This is a genomic window from Cupriavidus sp. FW305-3-2-15-C-LB2, assembly GCF_058787575.1.
Genome location: NZ_JBYSZW010000049.1, coordinates 20,937 through 40,257, shown reverse-complemented (window position 1 = coordinate 40,257; position 19,321 = coordinate 20,937). Strand labels below are relative to the sequence as shown.

15 protein-coding genes and 1 pseudogene are annotated in these 19,321 nt (G+C 67.7%); 5 read left to right on the top strand and 11 right to left on the bottom strand.

From position 1 onward, the window contains the following. Positions 1-837: a Pnap_2097 family protein gene (locus tag AC3WRR_RS27890; protein ID WP_492298676.1), complete on the top strand. Its 837-nt coding sequence runs from the start codon at positions 1-3 to the stop codon at positions 835-837. Next, positions 834-2,912, top strand: a complete 2,079-nt coding sequence (scpA, locus tag AC3WRR_RS27885) for a methylmalonyl-CoA mutase (RefSeq protein WP_492298674.1) — start codon at positions 834-836, stop codon at positions 2,910-2,912. Before AC3WRR_RS27890 ends, scpA begins: the two co-directional genes overlap by 4 nt. A gap of 192 nt (positions 2,913-3,104) precedes the next feature. On the opposite strand, the gene AC3WRR_RS27880 is transcribed toward scpA, so the two are convergent. From AC3WRR_RS27880 to AC3WRR_RS27845, 8 genes are read right to left on the bottom strand one after another with little or no spacing between them, the layout of a single operon-like run. After that, positions 3,105-4,160, bottom strand: coding sequence for a DUF4438 domain-containing protein (locus AC3WRR_RS27880; protein WP_492298673.1), 1,056 nt, complete (start codon positions 4,158-4,160; stop codon positions 3,105-3,107). A gap of 12 nt (positions 4,161-4,172) precedes the next feature. Further along, positions 4,173-4,847, bottom strand: coding sequence for a hypothetical protein (locus tag AC3WRR_RS27875; RefSeq protein ID WP_492298671.1), 675 nt, complete (start codon positions 4,845-4,847; stop codon positions 4,173-4,175). Continuing rightward, on the bottom strand, positions 4,844-5,710 hold the full coding sequence (locus AC3WRR_RS27870; RefSeq protein WP_011615416.1) for a hypothetical protein: 867 nt from the start codon (positions 5,708-5,710) through the stop codon (positions 4,844-4,846). Before AC3WRR_RS27870 ends, AC3WRR_RS27875 begins: the two co-directional genes overlap by 4 nt. 59 nt (positions 5,711-5,769) lie before the next feature. Beyond that, on the bottom strand, positions 5,770-6,855 hold the full coding sequence (locus tag AC3WRR_RS27865) for a hypothetical protein (protein ID WP_010811754.1): 1,086 nt from the start codon (positions 6,853-6,855) through the stop codon (positions 5,770-5,772). A gap of 21 nt (positions 6,856-6,876) precedes the next feature. Further along, positions 6,877-8,955: a hypothetical protein gene (locus tag AC3WRR_RS27860; RefSeq protein ID WP_011615415.1), complete on the bottom strand. Its 2,079-nt coding sequence runs from the start codon at positions 8,953-8,955 to the stop codon at positions 6,877-6,879. 51 nt (positions 8,956-9,006) lie between these two features. Beyond that, positions 9,007-10,305 carry a hypothetical protein gene (locus AC3WRR_RS27855; protein WP_492298669.1) on the bottom strand — a complete coding sequence of 433 codons (1,299 nt, stop codon included), beginning with the start codon at positions 10,303-10,305 and terminating at the stop codon, positions 9,007-9,009. Between the two features lie 38 nt (positions 10,306-10,343). Beyond that, positions 10,344-11,420, bottom strand: coding sequence for a serine/threonine-protein kinase (locus AC3WRR_RS27850; protein ID WP_136227771.1), 1,077 nt, complete (start codon positions 11,418-11,420; stop codon positions 10,344-10,346). A 36-nt stretch (positions 11,421-11,456) separates the two neighbouring features. Beyond that, positions 11,457-12,599 carry a hypothetical protein gene (locus AC3WRR_RS27845; protein ID WP_492298667.1) on the bottom strand — a complete coding sequence of 381 codons (1,143 nt, stop codon included), beginning with the start codon at positions 12,597-12,599 and terminating at the stop codon, positions 11,457-11,459. Between the two features lie 454 nt (positions 12,600-13,053). On the opposite strand from AC3WRR_RS27845, the gene AC3WRR_RS27840 reads away from it, so the two are divergent. Beyond that, complete coding sequence (locus tag AC3WRR_RS27840) at positions 13,054-13,590, top strand: response regulator transcription factor (protein ID WP_010809554.1); 537 nt, start codon at positions 13,054-13,056, stop codon at positions 13,588-13,590. Between the two features lie 79 nt (positions 13,591-13,669). Here AC3WRR_RS27840 and AC3WRR_RS27835 read toward each other — a convergent pair whose 3' ends face one another. The 3 genes from AC3WRR_RS27835 to AC3WRR_RS27825 form a co-directional block, all read right to left on the bottom strand. Next, entirely contained in the window at positions 13,670-15,538 is a 1,869-nt protein-coding gene (locus AC3WRR_RS27835) for a TRAP transporter large permease (RefSeq protein ID WP_492298666.1), read from the bottom strand. A 62-nt stretch (positions 15,539-15,600) separates the two neighbouring features. Continuing rightward, on the bottom strand, positions 15,601-16,620 hold the full coding sequence (locus tag AC3WRR_RS27830; RefSeq protein ID WP_010809552.1) for a TRAP transporter substrate-binding protein: 1,020 nt from the start codon (positions 16,618-16,620) through the stop codon (positions 15,601-15,603). 36 nt (positions 16,621-16,656) lie between these two features. Continuing rightward, positions 16,657-18,153 carry a mannitol dehydrogenase family protein gene (locus tag AC3WRR_RS27825; RefSeq protein ID WP_492298664.1) on the bottom strand — a complete coding sequence of 499 codons (1,497 nt, stop codon included), beginning with the start codon at positions 18,151-18,153 and terminating at the stop codon, positions 16,657-16,659. Between the two features lie 161 nt (positions 18,154-18,314). Here AC3WRR_RS27825 and AC3WRR_RS27820 point away from each other — a divergent pair, with 161 nt between their 5' ends. Further along, on the top strand, positions 18,315-19,079 hold the full coding sequence (locus tag AC3WRR_RS27820; RefSeq protein ID WP_011615407.1) for a GntR family transcriptional regulator: 765 nt from the start codon (positions 18,315-18,317) through the stop codon (positions 19,077-19,079). A 19-nt stretch (positions 19,080-19,098) separates the two neighbouring features. Further along, positions 19,099-19,321, top strand: a pseudogene (locus AC3WRR_RS27815) (bifunctional D-altronate/D-mannonate dehydratase); the annotation flags it as partial.

Sequence of the window (19,321 nt, the reverse complement as noted above, 5' to 3'; positions counted from 1 at the left end):
ATGGAAGCCGTCGTCTCGCGCCATGTGGCCGGCATGCCCCAGTTGGCATACACCGGCCTGTCAGAGAACTGGCTGCTGAAGACCTGCGGCGACCTGCACTGGCGCCTGCTGGCCGCCGGCGCCGGCCTGGGGGTGCCGGACTTCCGCGATGCCGAGGGCAATCCGGTGTATGCGGCGTTCACCGCGATCCGCGTGCGCGATGCCGCGCCGCAAACGGTCGGCGAGCACGCCGAGTTCAGCATCGGTTCGCGCATCGTGCCAGCGGGTGGCGTGAAGCACCTCAGCGAACACGCGGTCGACATGCAGGGGGGCCGCCGCGCCAGCGTGACGATGCTGTCCACCTTCATCCGCCGCACGCGTGAGCGGGACAACTGCTCGGTCGTGCGCACCATGCCGACCGTGGCCGCGCAGTGGGCCGGCGCCGGCCCGTCGGCACAGGCGGCGGAACTATCGCTGCTGGCACGGCGTTTTCGCTGCGGCGATTGGGGTACGCATCTCGGGCTCGATCAGGCCCGGCATCGCGTCTGCCACGCGGCCGAGTACCTGCCGTGCCCCTGCAACGACTTCAATGGCGCCGACCTGCTGTACTTCGCCAGCTTCCAGGCCATGGTCGATCGCGCGGAATGGCAATGGCGCCGCGACGCGGATCCGCCCACGGTGTTCGCGCGGGACCTGTTCTTCCATGGCAACGTCAATGTCGGCGAGTCGCTGGAGCTGATCTTCTCCGCGCTGCGCGAGGACGAGGAAGGATTGACGCACTGGTGTGAGATCCAGCGCAGCCGCGACGGCGAGAAGATCGCAGATGTGGTCACGCAGAAGCGGTGGAGGCAACGATGAACGCGAAACGGGATGACCCGGCAGGCGCCCTTGAGCTGAAGCCGGTCTACGGGCCCGGCGACCTGACTGGTCTTGGCCACCTGGGCGGCATGCCCGGCGAGGCCCCGTTCGTTCGTGGCCCCTATCCCTCCATGTACCGCGGCAGGCCATGGACCATCCGCCAGTACGGGGGATACGGCGACGCCGTGACGTCGAACCTCGCCTATCGCGAGGCCCTGAAGCAGGGCGCGCAGGGCTTGTCGGTGGCCTTCGACCTGCCGACCCATCGCGGCTATGATTCCGACGATCCACTGGCGCAGGCCGATGTCGGCATGGCCGGCGTGGCCATCGACTCGGTCGACGATATGCGGCGCCTGTTCGATGGCATTGCGCTGGACCGTGTGTCGGTATCGATGACCATGAGTGGTGCGGTGCTGCCAGTACTGGCAGCGTTCCTGGTCGCGGCCGAGGAATCGGGCGTCCCGTTCGAACAGCTGCGCGGCACCATCCAGAACGACATCCTCAAGGAGTTCATGGTCCGGAACACCTGGATCCATGCGCCGCAGCCGTCGCTGCGCATCGCCACCGACGTGGTCGAATGGCTGGCCGCGCATGCGCCGAAGTTCAACGGCATGTCGATCTCGGGCTATCACTTCCAGGAAGCAGGCGCCGATCCGGTGCTGGAACTGGCACTGACACTGGCCAATGCCAGGACCTATGTCGGCCTGCTGCGAGAGCGCGGCCTTGATGTCGATGCATTCTGCGGCGGACTGAGCTTCTTCTTCGGCGTCGGCAAGCCATTCTTCGTCGAGATCGCCAAGCTGCGCGCCGCGCGGCTCCTGTGGCACGACATCGTGTGCGAGCTGGGCGGCACCAGCGCGCGCGCCACCGCCATGCGCATGCATTGCCAGACTTCGGGCTGGACCCTCGCCGCGCAGCAGCCGCTCAACAATGTCGCGCGCACCACGATCGAGGCGATGGCCGCGATCTTCGGTGGTACGCAGTCGCTGCATACCAACGGCTTTGACGAGGCATTGGCTTTGCCGGGCGCGCAGGCCTCGCGGCTGGCCCGCGATACGCAGCTGATCCTCCAGCATGAGTTTGGCCTGTGCGACGTGGCGGACCCGTGGGCGGGCTCCTACCTGATCGAGTCGCTGACCGGCCGCATGGTGACGGAGGTTCGCGCGGTGCAGGCGCACATCGACGCTGAGGGTGGCATCCTGGCAGCCCTCGAATCCGGCTGGGTGCAGCGGCGCATCCACCAGGCCGCGCTGCGGACGCAGGCTCGGCTCGATGCGCAGGAAGAGGTCGTGGTGGGTGTCAACCGCTACCAGGAGCCCGACGACAATGGCCAGGAATGCCTGGAGATCGACGGTACCCAGGTGCGCGTGCAACAGGCACGCCGCCTGGACGCGCTGCGCAGCCGCCGCGATGACGCCGCGGTCCGGCATGCGCTGGCGGCGCTGACCGAAGCGGCCAGGCGCGGCGGCCGCAACCTGCTAGCCTGTGCGATCGATGCCATGCGTTGCCGCGCCACGGTCGGGGAATGTACCCGGGCCCTGCTCCAGGTCTGGCCGCGCCATACTGTCCGGGCGTCCTACGACGTTGCGCTGTACGGCACGGCTCGCGCTGGCAACACGGAATGGCTGGCGGCCTGCGAGTGCGTCAGTGCGCTGCGCGAGCGGCTTGGCCGTGCGCCCCGGATACTCGTGGCCAAGCTCGGCCAGGACGGCCACGACCGCGGTGCGAAAGCGGTGGCGGCCGGGCTTGCGGATGCCGGGTTCGTCGTCGAACTGACGCCGCTGTTCCAGTCGGCCGAGGCGGTTGTATCTGCCGCCTGCGATGGCGACTTCGATGCCATCGGCATCTCCACGCTGGGCGGCGCGCATCTGGATCTGCTGCCGGTGCTGCTACACGCCTTGCGGCAGCGCGCGCTCGATGTGCCGGTCTTCGTCGGCGGCATTGTTCCGGCAGACCACAGGCGCTTGCTGCGCCAGTGCGGCGTGCAGGGGATTTTCGGACCGGGCACGCCGATGGAGATCATCGTGAGCACCATCGTGGCTGCGCTCACGTTGTCGAGGATGCCAACGGCGTAAGCGTGACGTCCTCGATCGCCACGTCGCCCACCAGCATGTAGCCGGGCGCATGCGTGATACACAGCGGCAGCAGGGCCTGCACGGCCGCGGCCAGAGGCGTGCCGCCTGGATGGCGATGCTTCCGCTTGCTGAGATGTCCGACAACCGGGTCGCGACCTTCCCGCGTTTCGTATTTGCACCAGAACCTTCGCCCTACCGCGTGGCGTACGCCAGCCGCGGTGGCGCTTCTGGCACCGCGCAGCGAACGCGCCGGTCGCGCTCCGGCAGTGTCAGCTGGGTACGTGGCGGCGCGGCTCGCCGCACGCCGAGGATTTCGGCTACATTGGCTTGCGGGCGGAGCAGCGGCCGCAGCAGCGAGGCGGGGCCTGTGAGCAGCGGCGTCACGCCCGGGCCGTGCCCGCTGACCGTGCTGTCGCCGTGTACCACGACGCCGATGGTCACGCGGTCATTGGCGTAGCGCGGCCCCCGCCGCGTATCGGCGCCGATGATCGCCACCATGTCGCCGAAGCGCAGGCTGCCCAGACGGTAGCGCTCACGTGCCTGCCGGTCCGACAGCTGGATATCGTAATCCCCGCGCCATGCATTGTTCTTTCCCAGCCCGGAGCCCATGACGCGCGCCGGCACCAGATGCGTGACCGGCGCATGGAGCTGGCCATCGCGCTCCAGCAGGCCCCATCGCGCCAGCAGGCGCGGCGAGCAGTTGAGGACTTCGATTCGGGGGTAGTCGCGGAGTCGTAAGCCCAGTCCATGCGAAAGAACCTGGATGCGGTCGCCGATGCAAAGGCGCACCAGCACCTCCGTGGGAAAGTCCACCAGCACGTGGTTGACGCCGCCGTGCTTGCCCGTCACCACACCAGTCCGGCCCGCGCACGCTCCGTTGACCACACGGGCCGGATTGCCGACGCAGGCATAGGTCAGCAGGGCGCTGTTGGGTCCGTCGCGTGGGCCGACGATCTCGCGCCCGTTGTTGTGCAGGGCGACCCCCGGCTCGATATGGTCGCCCGCCAACCCGACGCAAGGATCGCCGATGCGCCTATTGACCACGATGCCGCCGGTACCCGGCAGGACGCGCGGCACGCCGTCGTAGCCAATGCGGTAGGGCGAGGCGCGCCCCACGGGATGCGCGATCTGCCCAAGGACGGACACCGCCACGAGTTCGTCGGCATTGATTCGGGGAACGGGGCGTGCACCGTCGCGGCCGGCCGGACGGGACAGGGCTTGCTGGACGAGCGGAATCGGGCGGGACATGGGAGCCATCTCCTATCGCATCCTGCGCACCACGGTGGCGGCGATCTGCGGCTGTCCCGGCGCGCGCCGGTTCTCGGCAGCGACGGCGTCGTAGACGGTGTGCGCGATATGGTGCAGCTCCGCATCAGTCACGCGTCCGCTGACCTGATAGAACAGGCGCACGCGCTGCGGCAGCCCGGGCACGGCGCTGGTCCGGGACTGGCGCATATGGCGCCGCACCTGGTCCACGTCGCGCACCACCTGTCGCGCAAGATGGCTCAGGCGTAGCCGTCCGTTGGCGTCGCGGTAATCGGTTGCGTGTAGCAGCTTGCTTTCGAGGCCTGCCGGCAGGCGCTTGGGGGCAGCCGGCATCGGCGTGAGATCGAGCACCGAGCCGCCCCTGCGCGGGCCGATGCGGAGCTGGTTGCGCACATCGAAGCCGCGCAGGCACAGGCGTTCGACCAGGATCTGCTCGGCGCAACGGCCACGCAGGTTATTGATGACGATGAGCGCCGGACGCTGCCCGCGCGGCCGGACCTCGGCGGCGGCCAGATCACGGCATGCCAGATGCCGGGCGCGCGAGGCCGGCAGGCATTCGTTGCGGCCGACGGCAGGGTCGGCATCCCCGGCGCGTCCGCGCTCGCGCGTCCAGTGCCGAACGGCATCGTCAAGCATGGCGTCGACGAACTGGTCGATTGCTGCGCTCATGCTTCGGCTCCTTGCGGGGCCGGTGTGCCGATCGCCGGAGTGGGGCAAAGGGGATACCACCAGGCGGTGGCTTGCTGCCAGGGGTCGGCATGATGGCCGGTCCCGACCAGCGGGCCATCGACGCAAGCATGGTGCGGCGACGACGCCATTACATGCAGCGCGGCCAGCCTGGGCAGGCGTTCGGCGAGCCCGGCCACTCCTGCCGCTGCCAGTGCGTCGCGCAGCAGCGAGCGCTCGGCGCCGAACAGGGATTCGGAAGGCAGCGGGTCCAGATGCCGCACGTCGACGCCGCTTCGCCACAGGGCATGCACCGGCCACGGTGCGCCGTCACCATCAAGCGTGGTCAGCACGATGGCGGCATCGAGCGTGGCGGAGAGTGCGAGCGTGTCGAGGGCGATGGCGAGCGGATCCCACCAGGGGGAGGGCATTGGGCCGAGCGCCGGCCTTGCCCCCTCGCAGCGGCGCAGCAGGGCGTCGAGCAGGACCTCGTAGCGCTCGACCACGGCATGGTCGGCAGCGTCGCCAAGCTGGGAACCGGCCACGTTGTCTCCGACCCAGCGAAACGGCCACGACGCGGCATCGGTGCAGTCGCGCATCGCGATCCACGCAATCAGAGCGGGTTCGAGCGGCCTCGGCACGGCGCCGCCGCTGTCCAGTGCCGCGCCGTTGGCCGAGAGGCCTGGCAGTACCATCTCGCTCGCATCGATGACCTGCCAGAACGCGCGCGTGAGCCAGGGCTCCAGCACCCGCGTGAGCCGCAACGCCAGGCTCGGCCCCCAGGGCGACCCGAGCACCAGCGCTGGATCGAGGATGCAGGCGAGCTTGCGTTGCCGTACCGATACGATCATGTCCTCAGCATGCATGGCGGGGCGTCTCCGTGTCAGCCGCGGTCAGGGATGCGCAAATGTACGGCGCGCCACGGTCAGGCCGCAGCCTGCGGCACGCCGAGCACGCTGTTCAGCGCGTGTGTCACGCCGGGGAATCCTCGGCCCTCGGGCGTCATCCGGTACGCGGCGACCCAGGCTTCCGCGTGCGCGCCCATGGGCCGCACCACGCTCTGGAACAGGATCGGATCGGTTGCGGTCTTGAAATCATTGTCCGCAACAAACTGCAGGATCCGCCGGCCGCTTTCGGCCATCTTGGCCCGTTGCGAGGGCTCGGCCACCCCGCCGAGATAGCGATTCGAGACGATCTCGACCACATCCCACTTGGTGTTGGCGTCAAAGGCCTTCTTGATGTCGGGCGAATCCAGCAGCTTGAGCACCTGGATCAGGTAATGCCCGGTTTCCATCGCGAGCGCGAAGATATTGCCGTAGGTAGACCGGTCCAGCGCATAGCGCAGGTCGAGCCCGATGCGCTGGATGGTGCCGACGCTGCCGAAGGGACGCTGGTCGATCAGCTGTCCGCCCCGGATGACTTCGCCGATCAGCAGATCGCGGAAGTACTGGCCCATCGCCACCATGAAGCCGACCATCTGGCGATGGAAATTGCGGTTGACCACTGCGCCGGCCGGGGCCTGCGCGGTGCCATAGTTGAAGGCGCGCCGATAGGCCACCATGCGGTCCTGCCGGGTGTAGCGCAGTGGCCGCCATTTTTCGAGCAGATAGAGTCCGCGCGCGCCGGGGCCGCGCTGGATGCGCATCTTCCCCAGGCGGAACAAGCGCAGCAGGGTCTCGACCACCTCAAAGATCTTCATGCGCTCGTGCTGATAGATAAAGTACAGCTCGGCAGCCGCATGCAACTGGCTCGGGATGATTGAATCGTCGAAGTCAGGCTGTACATAGGGATAGCCGATCTTCTCGAAGCCGACTGCCCCCTGCGGACCGAGGCCGAGCAGATCGAAGAAGCCTTCCTCCCCGCTGCCATTGGGTTTGGACAACAGTTCAGAGTAACGCTGCTCGAACTGCGAGGCGAAGGCGTCGCGCTGGTCGGGCGGCAGGCTGGCCAGCTGCTCCTGCAGAAAGGTCTCCCACAGGCGCTGAATGGTTTCGGTGGTCTGGAAGTTCATGATGCGCTCCGTCGTCGGGGGTCAGGCCTTGGCAGGGCCGCCGTCGGGACCCGCAGGGCCCGCTCCGCTACCGTCGGCGCCAGTACCTTCGGTGCCGTCGAAGGCATCAGCCGCACCGGGAGTGAGAGGGGCGGGGGCAGCGGCGGGCGGCACGGCGGACGTGCCCGGCGTAAGGAGTCGCCGGCGATTCCGTTCCCCCAACTCGTGCGCGATACGATCGATCGAGCCGTCCGGATGCGGCGGAATCTGCGGGGCGTGCTCGCGATAGTCGCGGTTGCGCCGGTGCCACTCGGGCACGCGCTGCTCGATCATCATCAACGCGCCGCGCTGGTATCCCGGCAGCATTCCGATATTGCCAAAGGTCCCCATATGTGGCGGACTGTGATAGACGGGGGCGAGCGTCGCATCTGCAAGCATATCCGAGGCCGGAATGCAGCCGGATGTCATCTGTTCGACGATGGGCCGCAGTGCGCGCTCGGCCTGCAGCTGGAGCACAAGCTCGCCATGCATCAGCCAGGCGAGCGGTGTCGGTCCTGCCGGCCCCGTCAGATCGAAGTGATCAATGGTGTGCTTGTCCCATACACGCCATTGGGGCGCGGGGATGACCGGATCCTGCGGGGCGGCGAAGCTGACCCCTGCCGGGATCAGCAGTGCGGCCATTTCCGACAGCATTGCGCCCGTCGGGTTGTCGGGATTGGTGATGTCCTTCATCGGTGCAGCGGCATCGAGCCAGACATCGGGGTAACGCAGCGCCAGCGCAAAGATGGCGTGGGCGGCGGCACGCTGTTCCGGCATGCCAAACTCTTCGGTGCCGTTGGCGTAGAGATCGATTGCGCGGTCGAGATCGTGCAGGACACGGTCAAGCAGGACCTGCAGCTTGAGCGTATCGGGGTCGCAGTCGCAACGGGTGACACAGTCGATGGTCGAAGCAAATCTGCCGCGCAGACTGACCAGATTCATCAGACGCTGCTCGGCAAAGGTGGTGCCGCTCCCTCCGTAAAGGCCATACATCAGTACGCTGGGACGCGCAATGCGCAGGAGGCGCAGGCCGCCGGAAGCCTGGAAGCCGTCCACGAACAACTGCAAGGCGTCCTGAAACGCCAGCAGCGGTGGCGCGTCGCGGACCGGCAGGTGCAGCGTCACCTGCACGAAGCGCGAGAACCGCCCGAGCATGTTCCATGCGGTCGCGCCGACCCGGCGCAGCCCGTCGCTCGAGCCTCCCGCACACAGCTGGATCATTTCGTCCATCGCACGGGAAAGGTCGGCTTCGTGGAGCAGTGCCCGCAGGTCCGACTGGCCATGCGCTTCGAGACTGGCGTGCAGGCCGCGATAGGCGGCCAGGCCTCGCGGCATCGTGTTCTGGTCCAGCGATTCCTGGGCCACGCCCGACATATTGCGCAGGCACACCAGCACCTGGTCGCGCCGCGCCTGCAGTTCAGAGTAGGGCACGCGCAGTAATGTGCGCCCGCCCTGGAAGCCTGTATTGGCGAGCGCCTCGCCCATCAACACCAGAAGCACCGCAGCCACTTCGTCGAGGCTCTGCCCGAGATTGCGATAGCTTTCGTTCAGCTCGGTGGACAGCGCGCCCACCATCCGTGCCAGCCTGGCATATTCGCCCAGGCGCCGCCGTGCGGCGAAAGCCCGGTCCCGGCTGTAGGGGTCGAGGGACTGGCGTGCCGCCGCGACGCCATCGTCGATGGTGAGGGACAGGGTCTGATGCCACCCCTCCAGCTCTGGCCGGATGTCCTTGGTCAGGTTGCTCGCGATCAGTTGCTGCAGATCCTGCTCCACATCCGCCCGGGCCTGATCCAGATCCAGATTGGTCGCGGTCGCCTCCGGCGCAGCGATGGCCGAGGGCCGTGGAGCCGCGGTATTCAGGAACGGCAGTCCCTGAGCCTCGCCGCCGATACCCTGCGCGCGCGCGTCGGACTGGTAGCGGTCCAGCAATGCTCTCGCGATCTGCTGGGCGTCGTTGGGATCTCCGATCTTCAGTTCGCGCCGCAGCAGGGTATCGAAGGCGAGCCGCTGGCTGTTTCCGATGCTCATGGGTTTGCCGTCGGAGCCGGACGGAACCGGTTGGGGAATCGCGGGATAGGCCATGGTGATCCTCTGTTGCGTTGAACGGCGTGATGCGTGTGTTGTCGTGCGCGCCTACGACACCAGGTGCAATAGCGCAGGCTGCGGCTCGTACGGCGCTGCGCGCGGGCGTCGCGAGGCCATGCGCGCGCTCAGCTGGCCGATCACGCAGTGCGCGAGGCGCCTCGGCGGGATGCGCCCGTCCACTATCGCGTAGTGCGCGGCGCTCACGAGGTGGCGGGGAGGCAGTCCGGTTTCACGTTCGGACGCAAGCAGCCGCGCGCCTTCGCGAATGGCAGCCTCGTCGTCACGCGAGAAGGGAATGATGTCGGCCAGGGCGCGCTGGGCGAGGTTGCGGCGCGTCTGGAACGCAATCTCGTCGACGACGTCCGGGACGATGCGCGGCACGCTCAGCATCAGCGCGGCGGGTATGCGGTGCCCGGCGGAGGGCTGGTACAGGTTTTGCCAAACCCGTAACAACCGTGCGGCGTCGCGCGCGAAGCCGAGCCGGCGTAGCATTTCGGCCAGCAGGTAGACACGCAGGTAGGCGGTGGGATGCGCGCCGCCGGGCCGGTAGGTCATGGTGCGCGGCTGGGGGTGCGCGAGGAAATCCGCCATGCCCCAGGCCGCCGCCGGGCCACCGAGCAGGATGGCCGCGAGGTCCGCGAAGATCTCCTTGTGCCAGCGGCCGTAGACGGTGGCGAGGAAGGGATCGCGCGTCTTGCCCATGGTGCGCCTGAGTACGGCCTGGCGGTTTTCCCTCCAGATGCCGAGGTCGGCCTGCAGGTTGTGGGCGACTTCATGCAGGAAGACCGATTGCCACGGCTGGTCTCGGTCCCAGGGTATGCGGATCAGCGGAAAGGGATTGGCCTCGCCGAGCAGCCGCGACAGCGCCACGCCACGGCGCATCGTCGCGGGAGAATAGCCGTGCTCCATGTAGCAGACCGGCTTGAGCAGCGGGCCATCGAAGACGTGTGGCGCGGCGCGTCGAACGGCGCGGTAGCAGTCTTCGGCGATGACGTCGTGCGCGGCGAGCGACGGGCCGAAGCTCGTGCCCCGCTGCGCGAACACTTCGTAGAACATGCCGAACAGCCGCCGCGCGCGGTCAAGTTCGCGCTCGACCAGCGCCACGTCGATCAACACCCGTTGCGCAGGCCTCTGCTGCCAGTCCGGCAGGATCTGATCGAAGCGCGCGCGGATGCGTTGCTCGGCCTGGGCCAGCCGCGCGTTGGCCGTGTCGAAATGTTGCTGCGAAGGCGCATGGGGCATGTCTTGCGGGCGCAGTCCGACAAAGGCGTTGTCGACCCGGGCCAGCCGCGACAGGCGCGCGGACAGGCCGCGAATCTTTGCGCTCAGGAATCGCTGCAGGTTCATGGCCGGCCCCCGTTCCGATCGGTGTCACTGGCGACGATTCATGCGCCACGGACGATGATGGTCACCGGCCCACGCACATGCATGCGTCGGCCGCCGCAGTGTGGGCAGCCGACGCCATGGCCGCCATAGTTGCGGGACTGGGCGCGCGGGCCGGTTGCCGCGACACGGCGCGCTAACGGCGCTATCGTGCGCGCGGCGGCCTGCGCGCCGCGGCCGCGCGGCGTGGCCCGGCGCGCCGCAGGCACCAGCGGCTGCGACAGCTGGCGCGCCGCCTGGGGTCGCCGTGCCACGGCTTGCGCGGTGCGGGTGGCGGTACGCACAGCGGCGCGCGGCGGCAGCTGGCGCGCCTGCACTGTGCGTTGCGTGGCGCGCACCGCGCGTGCAACCGCGCGTGCCGCGGGGGCGCCGCTGGTGCGGGTGGCCGTTCGCACCGCCTGGGCCACGCCGCGCACCGCGGCGCGACGCACGGCGGGCGCGGCGCGCGCGACCGAGGGGAGGGCGCGGCGGAGCACCATGCCGGCCAGCACCGGCGCGGCGGCGTCGATCGCATCCTCGTCGAGTCCATCCACCAGTTCGTCGAAGGTCTCATACTCGTCGGCGCCGTCGGCGAGCATGCGCCCGGCCACATTGGCGATGCGCCCGATCAACTGCGCTTGTGGAAGAGGAATCATGCTGGCGATCGGTCCCACCACACGCGCGGCCTGCCCAATGCCTTGCCCCACGCGGCGCGCGACATTGACCGCGCCGCTCGCCATGCGCCGCAGGCGGCGGAAGAACTCGTCGGCGTCACCGGCTTCCATGGCATCGGCCACGGCGTCCTCCATGCCGTCCAGTTCGTCGTAGGCGGCCTCGTATTCGTCGACGGAGTCGATGCCGTCCACGTCCTCGTAGGTATCGCCCTCGTCCTCGCCTTCGTCATACTGGGTCGCGCCGCCTGCGAGCACGCGGCCGACGAAGTTGTCCTCGCCTTCATCCCATTCGTCGTAGCTGTCGTTGCCCTCGTCGGATTCGTCGTACCCGTCGTCGTGCATCAGGTCCATCGCGCTGCCTCGAGTGGGGCCCTCGGCGGCTTCATCCATCAGCTCGTCCATTACATCGGCCTCGAATCGGTCCATGGTGTGCTCCTTGGTGTGCGGCTCAAGTTGATTGGCTCAGCGGGGTGCGACCGTCAGCGTCACAGGTCCGCCGAAGTGGAAGGTCCGGGGTCTTCTCGGCCGGATGGTGCGCACGCCGCGGCCGATGCCTGTGGGGCGGGCCATCGGCCCAGGGGGAGCGGGTTGCGCCAGGCGATCGAGCATGCGGGGATTGGCGACGACGCGGCGCGCGGCCTGGGGCAGCCCACGGCGCAGCGCCCGCGCGGCCTGGTTCGGCGGTTGCTGGCGTTGGCGTGCGACGCGTGTGGCGGCGCGCGCCAGCGGTGCCAGGGCGCGTGTGGCCCCGGGTCCGCCTGCGCGCACCAGTTCGCGTGCCGCGCTGGCGACGCCGCGCACGAGTTGCCGCCGGCCCGCGGCCGATAGTTGCGCCACATTTGACAGGCCGAGTCCGCGCGCGGCGGCTCGCGTGGCGAGCGCCACCGCTGCGGGCAGGGCCTCGTCGATGCCGTCGTTGGCATAGAGATCGATCATCGCGTCCATGCCCTGGCTCGCGCTGGCCTGCGAGGCGAGCAGTTGGCTGATCTGCGCGAGCATGTCCTGAGTGCCGCCGCCAAGGGTGCCGAGGGCGCCCGCCTGCCGGCGCGCCTGGCGCGCCGCGTGGCTGACGTCCCCGGCAAGGCGGCCAGCGGTTTGCAGGCCGCGCGCAAGGTTCGGCGCGCCCAGCATGCGCGCAAGGGCGGCCGCCGCGTTGGCGGTGGGGGAAGCAGCCTGCGCCACCCGGCCCACCTGTCCCGCCACGCGGCCCGCCCTTCGTGCGACGCCCTGCATGCGTCCGGCCTGGCGGCTTATCACCCCGGCCGCGCGGCCGAGGCCGCCCAGCAGGCGGCCGAGAAATTCGTCGTCGTCGGCGGCGTCGAGGCCGTCGGCTACTTCTTCCTCGAAGGCGTTCCATACGGCCATCTGGTCGATGTGGTCGCCGATGTCGGTGTCTTGCGCGGCCGCCATATCGGCCGAATCTGTCTCGTCCGTGAAAGCATCGTCGCCCCCGTCCTCGTCAAACGGGGACGCGGTCCGCGCGAAGCCCGATTGCAGCGCGGCATGATCGGCGGCGTCGTCGGCCGTGTCGCCGTAGTCCGTGCTACTGGCGTATTCGTCCAAACTGAGGTCTTCCATCAGGTCATTGTCGAATTGGTCGCTCATCGCATGCCTCCACGCGGCCGTGTGTCATGCCGCTGTCATGGCCACTCTAGATGCGGCGAGGTGCCCGCCGCATCGCCCGATGCCTCTGGCACGGCGGGATTCGCGCGACCGGCCGGGCGCGACAGGACCGGCGCATCGGGGTACAGCACAACGGGCCCGCAAGGCGGGGCGTGCCGCCTTGCCGTAGCCGGAATGGGGTAGCCTGCTTGCGCTCTCGCTTTTTCCTTGCAAAGTCACCGGCCATATGCCAAAACAAAGAAGTTTCGAGCGGCCTGTGTCAGGGAAAAGTGCAGCGGGGGCACTGCAGCCTGACTCGGGGGAACGCAGCTTGTCAGCGCGCATGGATACGAATGCCGACTCGAAGCCGGCAGTTGAGCTGTGCCGTCATGCGGGCATCCGGCGTGCCGTTCGCTCGTCGTCGTGTTGCCAGGCGGAACGACAAGAAGGAAAAACCATGCTTCACAGATTCCGCCGGGGGGCGCTGCTGGCACCGTACAGCGCATTAGGGGATTCGCCCACGGCCGGGTACGGGGCGGCGGCAATCCGGTCGGGCAGTTGGGGGAGAGAGGTCTGCGAGGTCGAACTGGGCGGCCGGCGATGTCGGTTGCTGCAGGTAGGCGGCCTGCGTGCGCCACGCGGGGGGGCGTACGGGGAAGGCGAGATTACCCAGTTCGAGTTCGAGGGGAACTATTACGCCCTGATCGCTGATCCGGTGGCCGTGCCGGCGGCCGCGCCGCTGCCAGCCGGCGAGCCGCGTCCCGCCGTCCCCGATGTGCGAAGCGTGTTGACCGTGCGCGAACTGCAGATCGTGCAACTCGTCTGCATGGGCTATTTGACTAAGCAGATCGCGGGCCGGCTTCATATCAGCGAATTTACCGTCCGCTCGTATCTCAAGACGATCTACTGCAAACTCGGTGTCCGATCGCGCGCGGCGATGGTGTTCTGCTATATGCAGGCATGCGCTGGAGGCGCGGACGGCGCCCAAACCTGACAGCGGTCCGGTATCGGCTAACCGGAAGGAACGACACGATTTTTCAGGCAGACATCGACGGGTGCACGAAAGACTGCATTCACAGGAACCCGATCGAGAACCAAGGCACCAGTGTCAGCAGCAGCAAAGCCACCAGCAGCGCCGCCATGTGCGGCCAGACCCGCGGCATGGCCACGTCAGGCGAGACCCGCCCGATGGCGCAAGCCGCGTAGAAGCCGACGCCGAACGGTGGCGCAAACAGGCCCAGGCCCATGGCGAAGATCACCACCATGGCGTAGTGGACTTCATGCACGCCGACGATCTTTGCGATCGGGAACAGAAGCGGGCCGAACAGCACGATGGCCGGGATGCCTTCAAGCAGGCTGCCGAGCAGGACGAATGCCAGCGCCGACACCAGCAGGAATCCGGTCTTGCCGCCCGGCACGGCGGACATGATCTTCACCAGGTCGCCGGCGAAGCCCGATTGCGTCAGCGCCCACGCCATTGTGGTGGCGCAGCCGACGATCAGCAGGATCGCGCCGGACAGCGCAGCGGTATCGACCAGCATCGGGTAGATGCTGCGCCAGTGGAAGCGCCGGTAGACGAAGATGCCGGCGAGCACTGCGTAGAAGATGCCGATGGTGGACACTTCGGTCGCGGTGGCCACGCCTTCCACTACCGCGGTGCGGATGATCACGGGCAAGGCCAGGGCCGGCAGGGCCACCAGCAGCGATTTCACGATCACGGCGCGCGTAGGGCGTACCACCGTGCTCATGTCTTCCTTGCGCGTCTGGAACCAGACTACGCAGGCCATCATGACCAGGCCCACGGCCGCAGGCATCAGGCCGCCGATGAAGAGCGAGGTGATCGACACACCGGTGACCGATCCCACCGTGATCAGCACGATGCTGGGCGGGATCGTTTCGGACATCGCGCCGGACGCCGACAACAATCCGATCAGGTCACCGTCCCTGGCGCCGCGCTGCTTCATTTCCGGGAACAGCGCGGGCGCGACCGCTGCCATGTCGGCTGCCTTTGCGCCGGAGATGCCGGACACGATATACATCGCGCCGAGCAGCACGTACTGCAGGCCGCCGCGCACATGCCCGATCAGGTTGGCGAGGAAACTGATCATGGCGCGCGCCAGTCCGGTCATCTCGATCAGCGCGCCCAGGAAGACAAAGAGCGGCACGGCGAGCAGGATCAGGTGCGACATGCCTTCCTGCATGCGGTTCGGGACGATTGACAGCGGGGTCGTGGTGGTGAAGGCCAGGTAGCACATGGTGGCCAGGCCGAAGGCAAAGGCGATCGGCACGCCAATGGCGACGCATACCACCAGCACCAGCAGGAAGAAGATCACCAGGTTGATGTTGCCGAGTTCTGCCAGCACCGGGGACAAGGCCCACAAGATTGCCCCGATTACGCCCGCCGCCACGCCGCTGACGAGAACCCGTTTACAGTCGGCCTGCGCGACCAGCCGGATGACGGCCGTCGCCAGCATCAGCAGCGCGCCGGCGAGCACCGCCGCGGAGCGATAGCCCTCGCTGATCTCCAGCGTTGGCGACGAGACTTCGATGTGTTCACTCAGGTGCTCGTAGGCCGGCCAGACCAGCATCAGCAGGAACGCCACCACCAGCCACATGCCAAAGGCATCGAGCCACGCGCGCCTGCCCGGCGCCAGGTCCTTGATGAAGGTGGTCAGCTGCATATGCGCGCTGCGCTGCAGCGCAATGATGGCGCCCAGCATCGCCAGCCAGAGGAACAGGATGCTGGCCAGTTCATCGGTCCAGGGGATCGGCGCATGCAGGACATAGCGCGCGAAGGCGCCACCGCCCAGGATGGCGATCTCGGCAAGCACGATCAGCGCGGCCGGAATCTCCACGACCCAGCGCATGGCGCGGCCCCACACGGCAAGGGCGGCGCCTGGTTCCTGCGGTGCGCCAGCGAAGGTTTCGGCAGTGTGCTCCATCGTCGTGTCTCCATGCGGCACGCGCTGAGGCGCGGCTTCTCGTTCAGTCTGGTGGTATGGCGTCAGGCCAGGCGGCCCGCGTATTTCTCGAGCTTGGCCCAGGCTTCCTCGCCGTACTTCTTCTTCCACTCGGTGTAGAAGCCCGCGCTTTGCAGCAACTGGCGGAAGGGCGCGGGATCGGGCCGGTTCAGCGCGATGCCGAGCTTGCCCAGTTCCGCCTGCGCATCGACATTCAGCCTGGCGATGTCTTCGCGCTGGCGCAGCGCCGCGCTGTCGAAATGGGTGGCGATGGTCGCCTGCACTTCCTTGGGCAGCGCCTGGAATTTCCTGGCGTTGCCGAAGATGAAGTGGCCATCCCAGGTATGCGCGGTAAGCGAGCAGAACTTCTGGACTTCGTACAGCTTGGCGCTGCGGATCAGGGCGAGCGGGTTTTCCTGGCCGTCCACCACCCGCGTCTGCAGCGCGGAGTAGAGCTCGCCGAACGGAATGGCGGTCGGCGCGGCGCCAAGCGCCTTGAACATCGAGATCCAGAGCGGGATGCCGGGAACGCGGATCTTGAAGCCCTTCAGGTCCGCTGGGGTCTGAACCGGCCGGCTGGCCGAGGTGATATTGCGGTAGCCGTTGTCCAGGCACTTTTCAAACACGTGCAGGTTGACCTTGCCCAGCGCTGCCCGCACGTGCGCGCCGACGTCGCCATCCATGGCCGCCCAGACCGTGGCGTAGTCCTTGAAGGCAAAGGCGACACCGTTGATGCCGGCGGTCGGCACCAGCGTCTGCAGGTTGGTGCCGGCAGTGGACATGAAATCCATGGCTCCGGCGCGGGTCTGCGAGATCATGTCGGGCTCGCTGCCCAACTGGCTGGCGGGATACACCTGGAGATCCACCTTGCCGCCGGTGTCCTTGCGGATGGCCTCCGCGGCTTCCTTGATGCGCAGTGTGCCCGGATGGTCCGCAGGAAACGCCGTGCCGTACTTGAGCCGGATGCCGGCGCCCTGGGCAAGGCCGTGGCGTACCGGCAATGCGAGCGCGAGACTGCCTGCGGCCAGGGCGCCGAACTGGCGGCGTGTCAGGGAGAAGGTCATGGTGATGTGTGCTCCTGTATTGAAAGATCTGGCGCCTTATTGGCGCGGCGGCATGGACAGCAATGCCGCCGCGCCGCGGTTTGCCAGTGCCGCCAGGTAAGCGGCAAGGCGGGCGGCAAGGGGCGCGGGCCACGGCGTGGTGCCAAAGACGGCGGCATGGCCGAGCGCCTGGCGCGCGGCATCGGCGTCGCAGCCTGCGCTGCGCAGGCGATCGGCCAATGCCGCGGCGCCGGGGTCGCTGATCGCAAGTACCTCGCCGCAGTCGCTGCGGCCGGTTCGCAGGTAATGCAGCCACATCGCCAGCGCACGCTCAAGGAATGGCCGTTCGACGCCCGCGCTGCAGCTTTCGCGCAAGGCGGGCAGCCAGCGCACGGGGATCTTCTTCGTGCCATCCGTCGCGATCTGTGCGGTCAGGTGGGCGAGGGCGGTATTCTCGAAGCGATGCAGCAGTTCGCGACAGTAGCGGTCGACGTCATAGCCTGGCGGCGCCGCAACAGTGGCGCGCAAGTCTTGCATTACGCCCCGCGCGAATGCGGCGGCAGCGGGATTCGCCATGACGTCTGCGATGCTGGAAAATCCGCCAAGCTGACCGGCATAGGCCATTGCCGAATGGGTGCCGTTGAGCAGGCGCAGCTTCATCGCCTGGTAAGGCCGGACATCGGTCGTCAGCAGCGCGCCACCGGCTTCCCATGCGGGCCGTGGTCCCGCGAAACGGTCTTCGATGACCCATTGCGTGAAGGGCTCGCACACGACGGCGGCTTCGTCGCGCACGCCGAGCAGCCGGCTGGCCAGGTCGAGCGATGCTGTGCTGGCGGCCGGCACGATCCGGTCGACCATTGAATTGGGCAGTGCGATCTCGTCCTCGATGCGCCGTGGCAGGTTTGGATCGGACAGTTCCGCGAACTGTGCAAGCAGCCGACGCAAGGTGTCGCCGTTGCCCGCCATGTTGTCGCAGCACACCACGCTGAGCGGGGCGCCGCGCGGCCGGCGGCGTATGCCCGCCGCAAGGATGCCGAGGGTGCTGCGGGGGCGCTCCGGGTTGGCCAGGTCGTGGCGGATGTCTTCATCGCCGAGGTCGAGCCCGGTCGTTGACGGGAGCTGGCTGTAACCCTTCTCGGTCACGGTGCTGGTGACGACGCTGACCGCCGGGTCAGCGATGGCGTCGATTACCTGCTTCAGGGCCTGTGGCGCATACAGCGACGCAACCACGGCACCGACGATCCGTGTGTGGCTGGCATCGCCATGACGCTCGGTGACCGAATAGAGATGGTCCTGGGCTTGCAGCGTGTTGCCCGTGGCGGGGCTGCGCAAGCTGACGCCGATGATTCCCCACCGGGTATCGCCCTGCGCCAGGGCGGCTTCGGTGTACAGCGCCTGGTGGGCGCGGTGGAATGCACCCAGACCCAGATGCACGATGCCCCGGCCCAGGCCGGAGCGATCGTAGCGAGGACGCTCGACCCCGGCACGCACATTGAGAAGGGCTTCTTGTGAGAGGCGCTGATGGCGTGCTGCCGTGGCGGAAATGGGCTGCATATCGATATGGGATCACATTTCTCTGGTCACTGCCATGGTAGTGCGGCGGTGTTGTGCACTGTAGTCGCGAGTATTTGGCGAATCCATGCGGGTTTACGCCGAACCATTGGGAAAATGGCGACGTGCTACCATGGCAGTGACACTCAAATAACCGACCCCAAATGCGCGCCTCCCGTATCTCGCTTGTCCGCGAAAATTCCCAGGAAGCCTTCAATGCCGAAGAGGTCCTGACCCGTGCGCTGGCTGGATTCCAGCTGGAAAAGGACCGCTCCTACACCGCCCAGGTCCATGCGATGTTGCAGCGAGCCATCGTGCGCGGCACGCTGCCCCCGCGCATGGCGCTGTCGGAGGCGGCAATCTCCCAGGCAATCGAGGTCAGCCGCACGCCGGTACGTGAAGCGCTGGCCATGCTGGCAGACGAGCAGCTGGTGCAGATCTACCGGCAGGTCGGCACCATCGTTGCGCCGGTGCGCACTTCGCTGATCGAAGAGGGACGCTTCGTGCGCTGCACGCTGGAATGCGCCAATCACGTGCAGCTGGCGCTGTCCATCACGAGCGAGCAACTGGCGGAGTTCGGCAGCATCGTCGAGCGCCAGCGCGCCGCCGTCGCCGGCAACCAGACCGACTTGTTCTCGGAGCTGGATGAGCTGATGCACCGCAGGCTGTTCGAGTTTGCGGGCCGGCACAACGTCTGGGCCATGCTCGAGCCCATCAAGCGGCATTTCGACCGGGTGCGCTGGCTGCTGCTGGGCCGGGTGGCCGACCACGCCAGCCGCGCGCTGCAGGAGCACGAGCAGATGCTGGCGCAGATGGCGGCACGCGATGTCGCGGGCCTCGGGGCCAGCGTCGCTTCGCATATCAACCACATCACCGAGCACCTCCAGGCGTTGCGCAAGCAGGCGCCGGAGAGCTATTTCACTGACTGACCTCGCGGGGGAAGGCGACTTGAAGATCGAATCGGTACAAACCATTGTCACCTGTCCGGGGCGCAACTTTGTCACGGTCAAGGTGATGACGGATGAAGGCGTCCATGGCCTGGGCGATGCCACGCTCAACGGGCGGGAACTGGCGGTCCAGGCCTATCTGGACGAGCACGTGATTCCGTGCCTGATCGGGCGCGATCCCCGCAACCTCGAGGACATCTGGCAATACCTGTATCGGGGGGGCG

What these genes read in the sequence shown, in the direction of transcription:
- AC3WRR_RS27890 (WP_492298676.1), top strand. Translation starts at nt 1, where the DNA reads ATGGAAGCCGTCGTCTCGCGCCATGTGGCCGGCATGCCCCAGTTGGCA.
- scpA (WP_492298674.1), top strand. Translation starts at nt 834, where the DNA reads ATGAACGCGAAACGGGATGACCCGGCAGGCGCCCTTGAGCTGAAGCCG.
- AC3WRR_RS27880 (WP_492298673.1), bottom strand. Translation starts at nt 4,160, where the DNA reads ATGTCCCGCCCGATTCCGCTCGTCCAGCAAGCCCTGTCCCGTCCGGCC.
- AC3WRR_RS27875 (WP_492298671.1), bottom strand. Translation starts at nt 4,847, where the DNA reads ATGAGCGCAGCAATCGACCAGTTCGTCGACGCCATGCTTGACGATGCC.
- AC3WRR_RS27870 (WP_011615416.1), bottom strand. Translation starts at nt 5,710, where the DNA reads ATGCATGCTGAGGACATGATCGTATCGGTACGGCAACGCAAGCTCGCC.
- AC3WRR_RS27865 (WP_010811754.1), bottom strand. Translation starts at nt 6,855, where the DNA reads ATGAACTTCCAGACCACCGAAACCATTCAGCGCCTGTGGGAGACCTTT.
- AC3WRR_RS27860 (WP_011615415.1), bottom strand. Translation starts at nt 8,955, where the DNA reads ATGGCCTATCCCGCGATTCCCCAACCGGTTCCGTCCGGCTCCGACGGC.
- AC3WRR_RS27855 (WP_492298669.1), bottom strand. Translation starts at nt 10,305, where the DNA reads ATGAACCTGCAGCGATTCCTGAGCGCAAAGATTCGCGGCCTGTCCGCG.
- AC3WRR_RS27850 (WP_136227771.1), bottom strand. Translation starts at nt 11,420, where the DNA reads ATGGACCGATTCGAGGCCGATGTAATGGACGAGCTGATGGATGAAGCC.
- AC3WRR_RS27845 (WP_492298667.1), bottom strand. Translation starts at nt 12,599, where the DNA reads ATGAGCGACCAATTCGACAATGACCTGATGGAAGACCTCAGTTTGGAC.
- AC3WRR_RS27840 (WP_010809554.1), top strand. Translation starts at nt 13,054, where the DNA reads ATGCTTCACAGATTCCGCCGGGGGGCGCTGCTGGCACCGTACAGCGCA.
- AC3WRR_RS27835 (WP_492298666.1), bottom strand. Translation starts at nt 15,538, where the DNA reads ATGGAGCACACTGCCGAAACCTTCGCTGGCGCACCGCAGGAACCAGGC.
- AC3WRR_RS27830 (WP_010809552.1), bottom strand. Translation starts at nt 16,620, where the DNA reads ATGACCTTCTCCCTGACACGCCGCCAGTTCGGCGCCCTGGCCGCAGGC.
- AC3WRR_RS27825 (WP_492298664.1), bottom strand. Translation starts at nt 18,153, where the DNA reads ATGCAGCCCATTTCCGCCACGGCAGCACGCCATCAGCGCCTCTCACAA.
- AC3WRR_RS27820 (WP_011615407.1), top strand. Translation starts at nt 18,315, where the DNA reads ATGCGCGCCTCCCGTATCTCGCTTGTCCGCGAAAATTCCCAGGAAGCC.